This is a genomic window from Roseinatronobacter thiooxidans (assembly GCF_001870675.1).
GTDB classification, from domain to species: Bacteria; Pseudomonadota; Alphaproteobacteria; order Rhodobacterales; family Rhodobacteraceae; genus Roseinatronobacter; species Roseinatronobacter thiooxidans.
Window position 1 is genome coordinate 32,113 of record NZ_MEHT01000005.1, and the last position, 14,957, is coordinate 47,069.

Annotated in this window: 16 protein-coding genes; 4 read left to right on the forward strand and 12 right to left on the reverse strand. The window is 62.4% G+C overall.

Annotation, left to right across the window (positions count from 1 at the left end):
* Window positions 1-13 precede the first annotated feature (13 nt).
* Window positions 14-496: a dihydrofolate reductase gene (locus tag BG455_RS02340; protein WP_071468360.1), complete on the reverse strand. Its 483-nt coding sequence runs from the start codon at window positions 494-496 to the stop codon at window positions 14-16.
* Window positions 497-500: 4 nt separating this feature from the next.
* Complete coding sequence (locus BG455_RS02345; RefSeq protein ID WP_071468361.1) at window positions 501-1,280, reverse strand: thymidylate synthase; 780 nt, start codon at window positions 1,278-1,280, stop codon at window positions 501-503.
* A 120-nt stretch (window positions 1,281-1,400) separates the two neighbouring features.
* Between BG455_RS02345 and BG455_RS02350 the strand changes: the two genes are divergently transcribed.
* Both BG455_RS02350 and BG455_RS02355 read left to right on the forward strand, forming a co-directional pair.
* Window positions 1,401-1,823, forward strand: a complete 423-nt coding sequence (locus tag BG455_RS02350) for a VOC family protein (protein WP_071468362.1) — start codon at window positions 1,401-1,403, stop codon at window positions 1,821-1,823.
* Window positions 1,824-2,163: 340 nt separating this feature from the next.
* On the forward strand, window positions 2,164-2,901 hold the full coding sequence (locus tag BG455_RS02355) for a rhomboid family intramembrane serine protease (RefSeq protein ID WP_084386094.1): 738 nt from the start codon (window positions 2,164-2,166) through the stop codon (window positions 2,899-2,901).
* Between the two features lie 6 nt (window positions 2,902-2,907).
* Here BG455_RS02355 and tpiA read toward each other — a convergent pair whose 3' ends face one another.
* From tpiA to hslU, 5 genes are all read right to left on the reverse strand, one after another.
* The gene (gene tpiA / locus BG455_RS02360; protein ID WP_071468364.1) at window positions 2,908-3,642 is read right to left on the reverse strand and encodes a triose-phosphate isomerase; all 735 of its coding nucleotides are present in this window, start codon (window positions 3,640-3,642) and stop codon (window positions 2,908-2,910) included.
* Between the two features lie 50 nt (window positions 3,643-3,692).
* The gene (locus BG455_RS02365; protein WP_071468365.1) at window positions 3,693-4,085 is read right to left on the reverse strand and encodes a HesB/IscA family protein; all 393 of its coding nucleotides are present in this window, start codon (window positions 4,083-4,085) and stop codon (window positions 3,693-3,695) included.
* A gap of 4 nt (window positions 4,086-4,089) precedes the next feature.
* On the reverse strand, window positions 4,090-4,629 hold the full coding sequence (locus BG455_RS02370) for a sugar O-acetyltransferase (protein WP_084386103.1): 540 nt from the start codon (window positions 4,627-4,629) through the stop codon (window positions 4,090-4,092).
* Window positions 4,630-4,658: 29 nt separating this feature from the next.
* A complete protein-coding gene (locus tag BG455_RS02375) occupies window positions 4,659-5,015 on the reverse strand; it encodes an SUF system Fe-S cluster assembly protein (RefSeq protein WP_071468367.1) in 357 nt (118 codons plus the stop codon).
* Between the two features lie 98 nt (window positions 5,016-5,113).
* The gene (gene hslU / locus BG455_RS02380) at window positions 5,114-6,418 is read right to left on the reverse strand and encodes an ATP-dependent protease ATPase subunit HslU (protein ID WP_071468368.1); all 1,305 of its coding nucleotides are present in this window, start codon (window positions 6,416-6,418) and stop codon (window positions 5,114-5,116) included.
* Window positions 6,419-6,579: 161 nt separating this feature from the next.
* On the opposite strand from hslU, the gene BG455_RS02385 reads away from it, so the two are divergent.
* On the forward strand, window positions 6,580-6,882 hold the full coding sequence (locus BG455_RS02385; RefSeq protein ID WP_071468369.1) for a BrnT family toxin: 303 nt from the start codon (window positions 6,580-6,582) through the stop codon (window positions 6,880-6,882).
* Window positions 6,866-7,114, forward strand: a complete 249-nt coding sequence (locus tag BG455_RS02390) for a BrnA antitoxin family protein (protein WP_211307058.1) — start codon at window positions 6,866-6,868, stop codon at window positions 7,112-7,114. Before BG455_RS02385 ends, BG455_RS02390 begins: the two co-directional genes overlap by 17 nt.
* Here the strand turns inward: BG455_RS02390 and hslV are convergent.
* The 5 genes from hslV to tsaE form a co-directional block, all read right to left on the reverse strand.
* Complete coding sequence (hslV, locus tag BG455_RS02395; protein WP_071468371.1) at window positions 7,104-7,655, reverse strand: ATP-dependent protease subunit HslV; 552 nt, start codon at window positions 7,653-7,655, stop codon at window positions 7,104-7,106. The genes BG455_RS02390 and hslV overlap by 11 nt on opposite strands.
* A 104-nt stretch (window positions 7,656-7,759) precedes the next feature.
* Window positions 7,760-8,080, reverse strand: coding sequence for a thioredoxin (trxA, locus tag BG455_RS02400; protein ID WP_071468372.1), 321 nt, complete (start codon window positions 8,078-8,080; stop codon window positions 7,760-7,762).
* Between the two features lie 36 nt (window positions 8,081-8,116).
* Window positions 8,117-11,467 (reverse strand): double-strand break repair helicase AddA, encoded by a 3,351-nt coding sequence (addA, locus tag BG455_RS02405; RefSeq protein WP_071468373.1) that lies wholly within the window; start codon window positions 11,465-11,467, stop codon window positions 8,117-8,119.
* Window positions 11,457-14,390 (reverse strand): PD-(D/E)XK nuclease family protein, encoded by a 2,934-nt coding sequence (locus BG455_RS02410; protein ID WP_071468374.1) that lies wholly within the window; start codon window positions 14,388-14,390, stop codon window positions 11,457-11,459. The genes addA and BG455_RS02410 overlap by 11 nt, the downstream gene beginning before the upstream one ends.
* A gap of 29 nt (window positions 14,391-14,419) precedes the next feature.
* Window positions 14,420-14,923, reverse strand: a complete 504-nt coding sequence (tsaE, locus tag BG455_RS02415) for a tRNA (adenosine(37)-N6)-threonylcarbamoyltransferase complex ATPase subunit type 1 TsaE (RefSeq protein WP_071468375.1) — start codon at window positions 14,921-14,923, stop codon at window positions 14,420-14,422.
* Window positions 14,924-14,957 lie beyond the last annotated feature (34 nt).

Genomic DNA, 14,957 nt, shown 5'->3' on the forward strand with positions numbered 1-14,957 from the left:
AATCAGTAGCCGGTCAGTTGCGCAGAAATTCGTGAATGACACAGCGCGGCGCGTCCTGCCGCAGTGGCAATTTGGCATTCAGCCGCCACTGGCTGGCGTCGAAATCCGGAAAGAACGTGTCGGCATCGGGCACGTCCAGATCGACCTCGGTGATCAGCAGCCGGTCAGCAACGGGCAGAAAGGAGCGGTAAATACCTGCGCCGCCAATGGCGTAATGGCGCAGATAGCCGGCTGCGCGCGCCCCCTCTACTGCGCGGTCCAAAGGCAGGAACAAGGCGTCGGCCCCTGCATCCGCAGGGCGCGAGGTGACGACAATGTTCAACCGCCGTGGCAAGGGCCGCTTGGGCAGGCTGTCCCATGTGTTGCGCCCCATAATCACCGCGCCCCCCAAGGTTTCGCGCTGGAACGCGGCCAGATCCTCTGGGGCGTGCCATGGAATGGAGTTGTCTTTGCCTATGGCCGAATGGCGCGCGCGCGCAACGATCAGGGTCATCATGGCGCTACACCGCGACCGGGGCTTTTATGGCGGGGTCGGGGTCATACCCCTCGATGCGGAAATCCTCATAGCGGAAATCGAAAATGCTTTCGACATCGCGCAGGATCTGCATCTGCGGCAGCGGCTTGGGGCTGCGGGCAAGCTGGGTGCGCACCTGCTCCATATGGTTGGAATAGATATGTGCATCGCCCATCGTATGCACGAATGTGCCCGGCACCAGCCCTGTCACCTTGGCCAGCATCATCTGCAACAGCGCGTAAGAGGCAATGTTGAACGGCACCCCAAGGAACATATCGGCAGAGCGCTGATAGAGTTGTAGATGCAGCTTGCCGCCCAAAACGCGCACCTGCCACAACGTATGGCAGGGCGGCAGCGCCATATTGGGCACGTCGGGCGGGTTCCACGCAGACACGATCATCCGGCGGCTGTCGGGGCTGTCGGTGATCTGGCGCACCAGTTCTGAAATCTGGTCAACCCCGCCAAAGTCGCGCCATTGGCGGCCATAAACTGGGCCAAGATCGCCCGCCTCATCAGCCCATTCATTCCAGATCGAGACGCCGTTTTCTTGCAGATACCGGATATTGGTATCGCCTGACAGGAACCACAGCAATTCATGGATAATGGATTTCAGATGCACCCGTTTGGTGGTGACCAGCGGGAAGCCATCTGCCAGATCATAGCGCATCTGCAAGCCGAACACGGACAGGGTGCCGGTGCCGGTGCGGTCATCCGACGGCACGCCGTGATCCAGAATATGTTGCAACCCGTCCAGATACTGTTTCATTGCCCGCCATACCTACCAGATGATGTGGGCGCAGCATATGCCGGATGGGGTTGATTCTAAAACCCCCATTGCACCGCGCCTGTGGCCTGTTATCTTTCCCATAACATAAGGAGAAGTTGCATGCGCTATCTGCACACAATGGTACGGGTCAAGGATCTGGAGGCGTCAATCGCGTTCTACAAGCTTTTGGGCCTGACCGAAACGCGCCGATATGACAATGAGGGGGGCCGGTTCACACTGGTTTTCATGGCCCCGCCAGAGCAGCCGGAATGCCCGGTCGAGCTGACGTATAACTGGGATGGCGATGACGGCCTGCCATCCGACAGCCGCCATTTCGGGCATCTGGCCTATGCGGTAGAAGATATTTACGCCAAATGCGCGCAATTGCAGGCAGCGGGCGTTACCATCAACCGCCCCCCGCGCGATGGGCGCATGGCTTTTGTCCGCTCGCCCGATAATATCTCGATCGAGTTGTTGCAGGCAGGCGACCCCCTGCCCCCGCAAGAACCCTGGTCCAGCATGGACAGCACAGGGCATTGGTAACGGCCACGCGCCGCGCTGGCCAACCGCAAGGACCAAGGCGCGCGAAAGCTATTTGACACAGCGCGTCCATTCGGGCGCGCTGTGAGTCTCTACAGCGCTTGGGATTTGATTTGTTCCTATCCCGCAACAAAACACCCAGCGCGCGCCTTTGTCCCGATTCCATAACCAAAACCCAAGGAACTTAGGCAATTTTACGTCAATTTTTTGACGTTTTTAATGAACTGGGGATCGAATCCGTTTACCATAATTCCATCGGATCAGCTTTGCGCGGCAGTTCAGACTCTGGCTTGTCGCCCGAGATATGCGCAGCTTTGTGGGATGAAAGGACGGCGTGCAGCTTATGAAACTCGTCTTTCGACATGATAGCCAGCGCCGCGACGACCCGAAAGACTTGCATCGGATTGATGAGAGTGTCAAAGCCGCCTTTATGGGGCCACGCAACATCACATTGCCAACACGTGTCAACGCACCTGCCGTGATCTGGCTGGTGGGGCTGACCTGCCTTGCCGAAGTGGTTCTGACGCTGGCGGAAGCTGGCGGGTTGGGCGGGCTTGGATTGCGGCGCTGGCTGGTGCTGCATGGCGCATTCTGGAACGGCCTTCTGGGCGGATGGGAGGCGCTATATCCGTTGCAGCGCGAGTTGATGTTCGTAACCTACGCCCTGCTGCATGGCGGGTTGCTGCACCTGATCGGCAATATGGTCGCGGTTCTGGCGCTGGGTGGCATTGTTGTTGCGCGGATCGGGCAGAAGGGCTTTTTGCTGCTATATCTGGTCACCGCCATCGGCGGGGCCGTCGGGTTTGCGCTGCTGTCCAACAGCGAAGCACCCATGGTTGGTGCGTCCGGGGCTGTGTTTGGCCTGATCGGGGCATGGAAATTCTGGGAATGGCAAATGCGCCAGCACCTGGGAAGCCCCATGCGGCCCCTGTGGCAATTCCTGTTAGGGCTGGTGGTGCTGAATGCTGTCTTGTGGCTGGCGCTGTCGGGGCTTCTGGCATGGGAAGCGCATCTGGGGGGGTTCGTCGCGGGGGTGGTATTTGCCGCGATTGTGACCCCGAACATGCGCTACCGCATATAGCAGGGGCTATGCCCCTTCCAGCGCGGCGATGATGGCCCCGAAATCTTCCGCTTTCAGCGATGCGCCCCCAACCAGCGCGCCATCAACATTGGCAATGGCGAAAATCTCGGCGGCATTGCCGGGCTTGACCGACCCGCCATAGAGCAAAGACATTGCCGCATCCGGCAGTTTGGCGCGCAAGGCATCATGCACTTCGGCAATCTGGTCCAGAGTGGGCGTGCGGCCCGTTCCAATGGCCCAGACAGGTTCATAGGCAATAACAGTATTCGCCGAATTCGCCCCATCCGGCAGTGAGTGCGCCAGTTGTGACAGCACGATTTCCAGCGTCTGGCCCGCGTCGCGTTCGGCCTCTGTCTCGCCCACGCAGATGATGGCAACCAGTCCAGCGGCATGGGCGGCGGCGGCTTTGGCCGCCACTTGCGCAGAAGTCTCGGCATGGTCCGCGCGGCGTTCGGAATGGCCCAGAATAACCTGCCGCGCCCCTGCATCGGCCAGCATATGCGCGGAAATATCGCCCGTATGCGCACCCGCAACTTGCGCGTGGCAGTCCTGCCCGCCCACCATCACGGCACTGCCTGAAACCGCTTCGGCCATTGCAGAGATAAGCGTTGCAGGCGGACACAGCAAAATGCCGCATTTCGGGTCCGGGAAAGCCGCGGCCAAGGCGCGCGCCTGTTCCAGATCGGCGCTCAGGCCGTTCATTTTCCAGTTTCCGGCGGCAAGTTTGCAAGCATGCGACATGGTGAAATCTCCTTTCACTCAGAGATACGCCGCCTGCGCGCGCGATGCAATCAGCCGCTGGCCTTGGCTTGGCCCATGCGGGCGGTCAATGTCTCGACATCGTCAAACTTGATCGACTCGCCGCAACCACAGGCTTCGGTCACATTGGGGTTGCGGAATTTGAAGGCACTTTCAATCAGGCCAATCTCGTAATCAATCTCGGTGCCGAACAGGAACATCTGCGCCATGGGTGCAATGATGACGCATGCGCCCTCTTGCTCGACCAGCTCCTCATGCTCCTGCACATCCTGCGCGGTTTCCATGGTATATTCCATGCCCGCGCAGCCGCCTTTCTTGACACCCACGCGCAGCCCCTTGGCCCCCTCACGCTCCATCAGGCGGCGGATCTGGCGCACGGCAGCGGGCGTCAGCGTCACAGGGGATTTTCCGGGTATTCCAAACATTGTCTTATCCTTGTCCGTCGGTCTTTGGCAGCATGCGGGCAGGATTGCCCACGACTGTCATGCCCGCAGGCACGTTGCGCGTGACCACTGCGCCCGCGCCAATGATCGCGCCATCACCAATGGTCACGCCGGGCAGAATGATCGCCCCGCCCCCGATCCAGACATCAGCCCCGATGGCAATGGGACGGCCCCATTCTTCGGCCACCGCACGGCGGGCAGCGTCACGCGGGTGATCTGCCGTCAATATCTGCACATTCGGCCCGATCTGCGTGCGCGCCCCGATCCGCACTTCGCACACATCAAGGATCACGCAGTTGAAATTGACAAAGCACTCTGGCCCGAAATGGATATGCTGGCCGTAATCCACATGAAACGGCGCGCGAATCGTGGCCCCGTTCCATGTGCCCAGAAGCGCTGGCATCAGATCAGCGCGCGCGCCATCCCCGTCAATCGTCTGGTTATAGGCGCGCATCAGGCTTTGCGCCTTGCGTCTGAGTGCGACCAGTTCCGCCGCGCCCGGATCATAGGGCGCGCCAGCCAGCATCTTGTCGCGTTCAGACACGCCGCCATCCATTACATGAAACCCAGTTCCAGCCGCGCTTCGTCGGACATCATGTCCATGCCCCATTGCGGGTCAAAGGTCATTTCCACATCGACCGACTGCACACCGGGCACCGCACTCATGGCATCCGACACCCAGCCCGGCATCTCGCCCGCGACAGGGCAGCCGGGCGCGGTCAGCGTCATGATCACACCCACCTTGCCTTCATCCGCCACCGTGATCGTATAGATCAACCCCAGATCAAAGATATTGACCGGAATTTCAGGGTCATAGACGGTCTTGCACGCCTCTACCAACGGCTCGTAAAGCGGGTGATCCGTGCTCGAGGGCTTGATCAGCAGATCGCCTTCATTCTGTTGTGTGCTCATGCGCAGCCTTTCCGCATAATTGGGCGCAGACCAGTGCCGCGCTATACCTGACCAGTTATATAAGAAAAGAACTGCGCGCGTCCAGTGCTGTCACCTCTTTACAAGACGTAGCGGCTCAGATCGGCAGAGCGGGACAGATCGCCCAGATTCTTTTCGACATAGGCGGCATCCACCACAACCTGCTCGCCGCTGCGGTCCGGCGCGTGAAAGGACAATTCCTCGAACACCCGCTCCATCACTGTATACAGCCTGCGCGCGCCGATATTCTCGACCGACTGGTTCACATCGGCGGCGATCTTGGCCAATGCCGCGATCCCTTCATCCGAGAAGCTGACATCCAGCCCCTCGGTGCCCATCAGCGCGGTATATTGCCGTGTCAGCGCATTGTCCGTCTCGGTCAGGATGCGCACGAAATCGCCCTCGGTCAGGGCACGCAACTCCACCCGGATCGGCAAACGGCCCTGCAATTCGGGCAACAGGTCAGACGGTTTGGCAATATGGAACGCACCAGAGGCTATGAACAGAATATGATCGGTCTTGACCGGCCCATGCTTGGTGCTGACGGTCGTGCCCTCAATCAGCGGCAGCAAATCGCGCTGCACCCCTTCGCGGCTGACATCGCCACCCCGCACGTCAGAGCGGGCGCAAACCTTGTCGATCTCGTCCAGAAACACGATGCCGTTCTGCTCCACCGCCTCTAGTGCTGCGGCCTTGACGGCCTCATCATCCAGCAGCTTGTCAGCCTCTTCGGCCACCAGCAATTCATGGCTTTCAGAGACAGTGATTTTCTTGCGCGTCTTGCGCCCGCCCATCGCCTTGCCGAACAATTCGCCCAAGTTCATCATCTGCCCGCCTTGCTGGCCCGGCATGTCGAACATGGCCCCCATGGGGTTGGAATTATCCGCAATCTCGATCTCGATCTCGGTATCGTCCAATTCGCCCGCCAGCAATTTGCGCCGGAACATCTCGCGCGTGCCCTCGCGCGCGCCCTCGCCTGCGATCGCATCAATCACGCGGTTCTCGGCAGCGGCTTGTGCGCGGGCCTTCACATCCTCGCGCATCTGCGCGCGGGTCATAACGATAGAACTGTCCACCAGATCGCGGATGATCTGTTCCACATCGCGGCCCACATAGCCCACTTCTGTGAATTTCGTGGCTTCCACCTTCAGAAACGGCGCACGCGCCAGCTTCGCCAGACGCCGGCTGATCTCGGTCTTGCCCACCCCTGTGGGGCCAATCATCAGAATGTTCTTTGGATACACCTCTTCCTGCAAATCGGCAGGCAGTTGCTTGCGCCGCCAGCGGTTGCGCAAGGCCACCGCGACCGCGCGCTTGGCGTCCTTCTGGCCGATGATGAAACGGTCAAGCTCGCTTACAATCTCGCGCGGGGTCAGGTCGGTCATGGGGCATCCTTTTCGTGGTTGTCGCAGAGATATAGGCTTGGCGGGCGGAATTGAAGGGGTTGCATTTTGTGGAGACGAAGTGTATATACACTACAAGCTTCTTCGAGAGGAAACCAAAAGGCTGAATGAAAATGTCATAGTGTACTTTTCAAGAGCGTCAGATGACACGACTGTTCACGTGGGACGAAACAAAACGGCTCAAGACGCTTGAAAAACACGGCCTCGACTTCCTCGATGTCATATCGATTTTTGCGGCAGATCACCTGATCATCCCCGCACGCAGCGACGCCGAAGACCGCTTCGCCGCAATCGCGGACTGGAACGGAATCATGGTGGCCGTATTTTTCACCATCCGCGGGGACACCACCCGCATCATCACAGCCCGGAGGGCGCGGAGACATGAGCGAAACCTCTATCAAACGCTATACACTCGACGAGATCAGGAAAATGGAATCCCGCACTGATTGGGACGCGTTGCGGCGCGCTGAAGCGCTTGGGCTGGAGCCTGAACGGGACGATGACGAGTTCGAACTCGACTGGACGCGCGCCGAACTGGTCACGCCCGAACCCAAGAAAGCGATCTCGCTGCGCGTCGATCCCGATGTTCTGGAATTCTTCAAATCCCAAGGCGCGGGCTATCAGACGCGCATGAACGCCGTCTTGCGCGCATGGATGGATGCGCAACTCAAGCGCTGATCTTTTCCACTGTCAGCTTGCCATTGGTATAAACGCAGATATCCGCCGCAATCGCCATCGCGCGTCGCGCCACATCCTCGGCGCTCATCTCGGTCGCCATCAGCCCGCGCGCGGCGGCCAGCGCGAAATTCCCGCCAGACCCGATGGCGGCGACATCATGTTCCGGCTCCAGCACATCGCCCGCGCCGGTGATCACGAACATGTCGCGCCCGTCACTGACAATCAGCATCGCTTCCAGCTTTTGCAGGTATTTATCCGTGCGCCAGTCCTTCGCCAATTCGACGCTTGCGCGCGCCAACTGGCCCGGTGTCGCTTCCAGCTTCGCCTCCAGCCGCTCCAACAGGGTAAACGCATCGGCGGTCGAGCCTGCAAAGCCCGCCACCACATCATACCCGCCGGGCGAGAGGCGGCGCACCTTGCGGGCAGAGCCTTTTATGACCGTCTGGCCAAGGCTGACCTGACCATCCCCTGCCACCACAACTTCACCACCACGCCGCACTGCCACGATGGTCGTGCCATGCCACCCGGGAAATTCGCTCATCGCGCCCTCATTTTCTTGCTGAAAATACTCCCGCCGGAGGCGCAGCTTTCCGCATGCACCCCCGCAGGGATATCGGGCGCGGCATCAGCCGCGCCCTGTCAGGCTTACACTGCGCTGTCGATCCAGCTTTGCAGGGCCGATTTGGGGGCCGCACCTGTCTTGTTGGACACAACCTGCCCGTCCTTGAACAGGAACAGCGCCGGAATACCGCGAATACCCATCGAGGCTGCGGTGTTCGGGTTCTCGTCCACATTCACCTTGGCGATCTTGACGCGGCCATCATATTCGGCGGCCAGTTCTTCCAATGCGGGGCCGATCTGCTTGCACGGGCCGCACCATTCGGCCCAGAAATCCACGACAACCGGAATGTCGGACTGGCGTACTTCGGCATCAAAGGTGGAATCGGTGACAGCTACTGTGGGCATTGGCCCCTCCAATCTGGGTTTATGTTCCCGCTCTAACTATGCCTCGCGCGCGCCGGATTCAAGCATTGCCCGCGCAAGTGCCGCATCGACCAGCGCGGCGGGCAGGTCCATCAGCGCGCCATCGGCGGTCCATAGCAGCGCCACGCGGATCTCGCGGCCTGAAAACACTTGGGAAAGGGCTTGTCGATACGCGCCCATTTGCCGCAACAGCCCCTCTGGCACCGCATCCGCGCAAGCTGGCACAAGGCGGTTGGACTTGTAATCCACCGCCAGAATATGATCCTCGGCCACGACCAGCCGATCAATCACCCCGAATAGGGGCTGGCCGCCAAGTTCGGCGGTGATTTCAACCTCGGCCAAGGTTCCGGGCGCAAACAGGGCCGCATTGGCGGGGGTCTCCAGCACATGCACAGCTTCCGCCACAAGGGCGGCCAGATCAGCGGGCGCGCCCTCTTCGGTGCTGGCCAGCAGATCGCGCGCGGCCTTATCCAACGTCTCGCGCGGCCAAAGCGGCAGATGTTCCAGCAGCAGATGCAGTTGCGCGCCGCGTGCCAGTGCCAGATCACTTGTCTCGCCCGCCTCGCCGGGCAGCGCCTTGGCCCCGCCAAGGTGTGAGGGGGTCAGCACGCGCGGGCCGGTTGCGGGGTGTTCCGCGCGGTCCCACAAAAGCTGCGGCAAAGCGGGGGTCTGAGCATCAGGCAAATCGCCCATCATGGTCGCGGCAAGCGGCCAGTTCAGATGCTGGTGGCGCAGCCCCGCGCCAGTCGGGAAGTCATGGGCCACGGCCCCCACATGGCCCAACCCTTCGGCAATGCGGTTATACCAGCAATCGGGTGATTTCGCAGTTCCCGCGCCCGCCACGATCAGCCAGCTTTCCGCCCGCGTCATCGCCACATAGAGAAGGCGCGCATCTTCTTGCGCGCGCAGATCACCGGCCCCGTCAATCGCCGCTTGCAGCGCGGGGGGCGTGTCATCCTTGGCCCCTCGCCAGCCCAGTGCCCCGCCCATGTCATAGATCTGGCGCCGCTCGACAGGTGTGTAATCGGCCGTATCGGGCAGGATGACGACAGGCGCTTCCAGTCCTTTCGCGCCATGCACCGTCATCACGCGCAACCGCCCGCCCGCGCCATCAAGTTCGCGCTTGATCTGCACATCGCCATGTTCCAGCCATGCCAGAAAGCCTGTCAGGCTGGGGGTTTCCAGCCGTTCATAGGCCAGCGCCTGCGCCAGAAAGGCATCGATCCCGTCTTCGGCCTCACTCCCCAGACGGGCAATCAGGCGGCGGCGGCCCTCATGGCGGGTCAGCATCCGCTCGATCAGGTCATAGGGGCGCAAAAAATCGGTGTGGCGGCGCATATCGTTCAGCACATCCAGCGTGGCGGCATCACCGCTTTCGCGCAGCCGCGCCCACAGATGCGCCCCCCCGCGCCCCTGCGCCAACCGGAACAGCGCATCTTCGGACCAGCCAAACAGCGGCGCGCGCAGGCAGGCGGCCAGCGACAGGTCATCTTCGGGGGTCGCCAGAAAGGCAAGAAGTGCGGTCAGGTCGCGCACGGCCATCTCGCCCCCCAGACGCAGCCGGTCTGCACCTGCTATCTCCAGCCCTTCGGATTTGCAGGCGGCGATAATCTCGTGAAACAGCGCGTTGCGGCGGCGCACAAGGATCAGCACATCCCCTTCCGAGATCGGGCGCGCCCCGTCCTTATGCGGCAAGGGCAGGCGCGCGTCGATCATCGCGCGCAATTCACCCGCAATCTTGCGGGCAAGCTGGCGGTGGTGGTGCTCTTCGGGCAGCACATCGACAGGGTCGAACCAATCGGGCTTTTCAGGCGTATCCGGCCGCTCGATCACGGGCCACAGGTCCACGCGCCCGGGCAGGCTGGTATTGAAGGCAATATGCTGGGGCGGCCCGCCAAGGCCCGCATCGCGCGGCGGGCGGAACGTGGCATCGACCGTGCGCAAAACCGCGTCCGAGGATCGGAAGGAATGCGCCAACAGCGCTTCATTCAGGCGCAGATCGACATGGGCCAGCTTGTCGCGGAACTGCGCCTGCATCTGGTCGAACACCGCCAGATCGGCCCCTTGGAAAGAATAGATCGACTGTTTCTTGTCGCCCACCACGAACAAGGTGCGGCTGGCATCGCGCGCGCCCATGCCTGCGGTGAATTCCTGCGCCAGTTGTTCGACCACATGCCACTGACCGGGCGAGGTGTCCTGCGCCTCGTCCACCAGAATATGATCTACCCCGCCGTCAAGCTTGAACAGCACCCATTGCGCCACCGATGGGTCTGTCAGCAACTGGCCTGCGCGGGCAATCAGATCATCGAAATCCAGCCATGCGCGCGCCGCTTTGGCCTGTGCATAGGCAGGCAGGAAAACCCGCGCAAAACGATGCAGCGCGATAGCGCGCGTATAGGCCGCCAGCCCAAGGCGGCGGGTGCGCGCGCCCTCAACCCGTGCCATTAGGTGGTTCAGCGGGTCGATCAGCGCGCCCAATGCGATGCGCGTGGCCTTGGTGGGGAAGCTGTCGATCTTGGCCTGAAAGGCCTTGGCCCCGCTTTTGAACAGGAACACCCCTTCCAGCGCTTGCAGCGTGGCCAGATCGGGCGTGCCAAAGGTGATCTGGCGCAGTTGCGCGGCGGCTTTGGTGTCATTCGTGCTGCCCATATCGAGCAAAGGCAGAATATCATCCATCAACGCGGCTTCGCTGCCCAAAAACACCTCGCCCAGCAGATGCGCGCTGTCATAAGCGGGCGGCAGGTCCAGCGATTGGCGCAAGGCGGCCTCTGGCACATCGCCATCAAACCCGCGCGCATTGCTGCACAGCTCGCGCAGCAGATCATCCAGTTCCGCGCCCGTGAACACCGCCGCCAGTTCCGCCAAGGCCGCGCGCCCCGATCCTTCGGCCAGCATGTCCAATATCTCGGCACGCAGCGCATGGGCGGACCGGTCGTCCATTTCCGTGAACGCAGGCGACAGGCCCGCTTCCAGCGGAAAGCGGCGCAGCAGCGCGGCACAAAAGGAATGGATCGTCTGGATTTTCAGCCCGCCGGGGGCTTCGATCGCGCGGGCGAACAGGCGGCGGGCATCGGCCAGACTGTCGCCCGCAGCCTCGTCTATGCGGCCAAGGGCTGCGCGCAACTCCTCCTCTGGCAGCATGGCCCATTTGCCCAGCAGCCCGAACAGGCGGTTTTGCATCTCGGATGCGGCGGCTTTGGTATAGGTCAGGCATAAAATCCGCTGCGGCTCTACCCCGCGCAGCAGCAAGCGCGCGACACGGTCGGTCAGAACCTTGGTTTTGCCCGACCCTGCATTGGCCGAAAGCCATGTCGAGTCCACAGGGCTGGACGCGCGGTTTTGCGCAAGGGTTGCTTCATCAAACTGCATCTTTATCCCCCACCGGCACAACCACAGGCGCGTCCTGCATCACCCATTCGCCAAAGCGCGACAGATGGTCATAATCCGACACGTCGCGTTCATGCAGCAGCATCCGCCGCGCGGGAAAGCCCTTGTCAGGCGAGAGATAGGCGCGGATCAGTTTTTCAAACTGCGCACGTGTCTGTTCAATCATCTGGGGTGTGATCTCGGTCATTTCAGGTTTGGGGCTGGACCCAAGGCCCAGATAGGTGATCTGCGCCACCTCGCGCAGGCCCAATGCCTGAAACGCGCCTGCATCGGCCATCATCGCTTGCAGCAGAAGTTGCTTGTCGAAATGTTCCTGCATCTTCTTTGTGGGGGCCTGCCCTGTCTTGTAGTCGATAATGTGAATGCGCCCATCGGGCCATTCATCGATCCGGTCGGGCTTGGCGGTCAGGGTGAAGGCGGGGTCATTCAGCGCCAGCGCGCCGCCTTCTTCCAGCATCAGTACGCGGCCCGGTTGGGCCAGATGAAATTGCAAAAACGCATCTGCCGCGCGCGTCATGCGCGCCTGCCAAAAAAGGCGCGCAGCAGGCCAAGGGACTTCGCGCGCCAACACCTGTTCTGCCATGCGCATCAGCTGCGCAAACGGGTCGGATTCCAGTTCGGCGCGGGTGAAATCCTCCAGCACCTTATGCAGCACTGTCCCACGCAACAGCGCATCGGGCGAGGGGTGCAGCGGGTTCAGCTTGCGCAAGCCAAGCACATATTTCGCGTATGTCTCGTACGGGTCGCGGATCAGCCGGTTGATGGCCGTGACCGGCAACTGGCGCGGGCGGGCGCTGACAGGGGGCGCAGGCGCGGGGCGCGGGGCGCGCCGCATATCGGGCGGGATGGTGCGGAAATCGGTGTCAAAAGCCTGCGCCATGTCCAGCCATGCCTGACCGCGTGCGCGCATGCCTTTCAGCGCCGCTTTCCCCTCATCCGGCAGCCCGTCCAGCAGGTTGGTCAAGCGGTTCAGCCAGCGCGAAGGCACGGTTTGCGCCTCGGAATTGCGCACGGCGCGGCTTAGGATGACTTCGCGCACGGCGATGGCCTGTTGGAAATCATGCGCCGCAAGGCCGATCTGGCGTTCGGGCAGCAGCAAGCCCGCATCGGCACGCATGCGCCGGTTCAGCCACGGGTCTGGGTCGGGCGCTTTGGGCCAGACCCCTTCGTTCAGCCCCGCCAGAATGACCAGATCAGCCCCTTGAACGCGCGCCTCCAGCGTGCCCCAGATCATGATGCCGGGATGGGCGGTGACGGGTTCGCGCACCTCGAAGCCTTGCAGATAGCTGGTGATGAAGGCGTCGTAATCGGCGGGGTTCAGCGCGCCGCCATGGCTGGCCTCGCGCGCCAGATCATGCATGGCGCGGTGCGCCTGCTCGCCCGCCGCTGCGCGCCACAATTCGCCCGTACCCCCCTGCGGGCCACCGGCCAGCGCCTCGGCCAGTGCCAGATGGGCGGTGACATGGTCGGACAAGGGCTTGGCGGCGGGGTCAGGCATGGGGGGCAGCGTGGTAATCAGCCACTCGGCCCAATCGGGACATTTGGCATAGGCCCCGAAGCCGCGCAGGAAATCGGCATCAGGAAAGGCCACATTCTTGCGCCGGATACGCAATTCCAGATCGCGCGTATGCAGCAAATGCGCGCCCCGTTCGCCCGCGCTATGGGTCAGCGGGTGCTTGAGCAGGGTCAGCAGCGCCTGCCCGTCCAGCTTGTTGCGCATCAGCGCAGCAACATGGCGCAGGAACCGGCCCGGCGCTGACATGGCCAGCGGGCGGCCTGCGCTGTCATCTGGCGTGATGCGCCAGTAATCCAGCGCCGCACTGACCTGCCGTGTCAGGTCGCGGTCAGGGGTAATGAGGGCCGCGCGCTGGCCAGCTTGTGCCGCATGGCGCAGGCGAAGGGCGATGGCTTGCGCTTCCATCCGTGGCGAGGGCGCCTCGATCAGGGTCATGCCTGCGCAGCCTTCGGCGATACCCTGAAGCTGTGGCCCGTCCTGCATCCATTGATCGGTGACAGGTGCGGGGCGCAGCGCCAGCGACACAAGGCGATTGCGCGCGGGTGCTGGCGCGGGCGTGTCATGCCATGCGCGCACCTGAGCAGGCGGCAGGTTCAGCGCGTCGCACAAGGCAAGGAAACGGTATTGCGGGTGATCCTCAGGCGCGGCCCCGCTGGACAGTTCGGCCCAAGTGGCCGCCGACATGTCGAAATCGAACCCCGGCAGCACAACCGCGCCTTGCGGCAGTTGCGCCACGGCTTGCATCAAAAGCGCGGTTGTCCCGCGCGACCCTGTCGAGCCTGCGATGATAACAGGGTCTGCGGGCGGGTGGGCCTGCCAGCGCGCAATCAGCGCCTCTGCCTGCGCGCGGATGCGCCCTTCGGCATCGGGGGCGTCCGATTGCACCACCTGTTCGGCCAAGGTGATAAAGGACAGACTGCGCGCCCAATGGCCGGAATGGCGGCTGACATCCAGATCGCGCAGCGCTTGTGCCGGCACACCTTCGGCCTGCATTTCGGCAAATAGCCGCGCCAGACTGTCGGCCAGATCATAGATCGCGCTGCGCGGGGCCAGATCGGGGGCGCTGCGCAGCAATTTGTCGATCAGTTGCGCCAGCTCCAGCCGCCTGCGCAAGGGCGGCATGGGCGGCGGCAAAAGGCTTGCCCCTTCAAACAGCAAAGGCGCAGTAATCAGGCGGATGCGTGGCAAAAGCCCCGGCCCCTGGGCCACAAACGCATCGCGCACGCGGGTGCGCATGCGGGCGGAATTCACCAGCAGTGTAACGCGGGCGCGGGCCTCTGGTGGCAGGGGGGCCAGCCGCTGGTTCAGCCCTGCGGCAAGGGCTTGCGGAAAATCCACGCCAGAAGGCAGCGCGAACAGATGGGCAGGGCGAGGGTCGTCTTGGAACATGGCCACTCCTGTCAGGCGGGGCGGGTCGGTCAGGCGGGGCGGGTTGGCGCATCTGCCAGCATGCGCAGCACGTCCCCCCAGCGCGGGTCAGTCGCGCTGAAACGCAGGCTGCGGGTGTCCTCATCCGCTGCGGGTTCCAGCGTCACATGCAGCCCCGAGGCGGGGCAGAACGCGCCAAGGCGTTCGGGCCATTCGACAAGGCAGATCGCATCCTCGAACGCCTGATCAAGCCCCAGTTCCAGCGCATCATGCGGGTCTGCCAGCCGGTAGAGGTCTGCATGCCAAATCTCGACCCTGTCCAGATCATAGGTTTGCACCAATGTGAAACTGGGGGATGGCACATCTTCATAGCGGCCCAGCTCAGCAAGCCGCGCCTGTATCAGCGCGCGGGCAAACAGGCTTTTGCCTGCCCCCACAGGGCCGGACAGCAACACCACATCGCCTGCCCCAAGCCCAGCGCCCAGTCGCGCGGCAATGGCGGCGGTGTCTTCAGGCGCGTGGCTGGTCAGGCGAAGGGCATAATCACAGGTCATGGCAGGGTTCTGCCATGTCTGCGGCACCACTGCC

Excerpts from the sequence above, each read along its gene's own strand:
- BG455_RS02340 (WP_071468360.1), bottom strand. The coding sequence starts at position 496 with ATGATGACCCTGATCGTTGCGCGCGCGCGCCATTCGGCCATAGGCAAA.
- BG455_RS02345 (WP_071468361.1), bottom strand. The coding sequence starts at position 1,280 with ATGAAACAGTATCTGGACGGGTTGCAACATATTCTGGATCACGGCGTG.
- BG455_RS02350 (WP_071468362.1), top strand. The coding sequence starts at position 1,401 with ATGCGCTATCTGCACACAATGGTACGGGTCAAGGATCTGGAGGCGTCA.
- BG455_RS02355 (WP_084386094.1), top strand. The coding sequence starts at position 2,164 with ATGAAACTCGTCTTTCGACATGATAGCCAGCGCCGCGACGACCCGAAA.
- tpiA (WP_071468364.1), bottom strand. The coding sequence starts at position 3,642 with ATGTCGCATGCTTGCAAACTTGCCGCCGGAAACTGGAAAATGAACGGC.
- BG455_RS02365 (WP_071468365.1), bottom strand. The coding sequence starts at position 4,085 with ATGTTTGGAATACCCGGAAAATCCCCTGTGACGCTGACGCCCGCTGCC.
- BG455_RS02370 (WP_084386103.1), bottom strand. The coding sequence starts at position 4,629 with ATGCTGGCTGGCGCGCCCTATGATCCGGGCGCGGCGGAACTGGTCGCA.
- BG455_RS02375 (WP_071468367.1), bottom strand. The coding sequence starts at position 5,015 with ATGAGCACACAACAGAATGAAGGCGATCTGCTGATCAAGCCCTCGAGC.
- hslU (WP_071468368.1), bottom strand. The coding sequence starts at position 6,418 with ATGACCGACCTGACCCCGCGCGAGATTGTAAGCGAGCTTGACCGTTTC.
- BG455_RS02385 (WP_071468369.1), top strand. The coding sequence starts at position 6,580 with ATGACACGACTGTTCACGTGGGACGAAACAAAACGGCTCAAGACGCTT.
- BG455_RS02390 (WP_211307058.1), top strand. The coding sequence starts at position 6,866 with ATGGAATCCCGCACTGATTGGGACGCGTTGCGGCGCGCTGAAGCGCTT.
- hslV (WP_071468371.1), bottom strand. The coding sequence starts at position 7,655 with ATGAGCGAATTTCCCGGGTGGCATGGCACGACCATCGTGGCAGTGCGG.
- trxA (WP_071468372.1), bottom strand. The coding sequence starts at position 8,080 with ATGCCCACAGTAGCTGTCACCGATTCCACCTTTGATGCCGAAGTACGC.
- addA (WP_071468373.1), bottom strand. The coding sequence starts at position 11,467 with ATGCAGTTTGATGAAGCAACCCTTGCGCAAAACCGCGCGTCCAGCCCT.
- BG455_RS02410 (WP_071468374.1), bottom strand. The coding sequence starts at position 14,390 with ATGTTCCAAGACGACCCTCGCCCTGCCCATCTGTTCGCGCTGCCTTCT.
- tsaE (WP_071468375.1), bottom strand. The coding sequence starts at position 14,923 with ATGACCTGTGATTATGCCCTTCGCCTGACCAGCCACGCGCCTGAAGAC.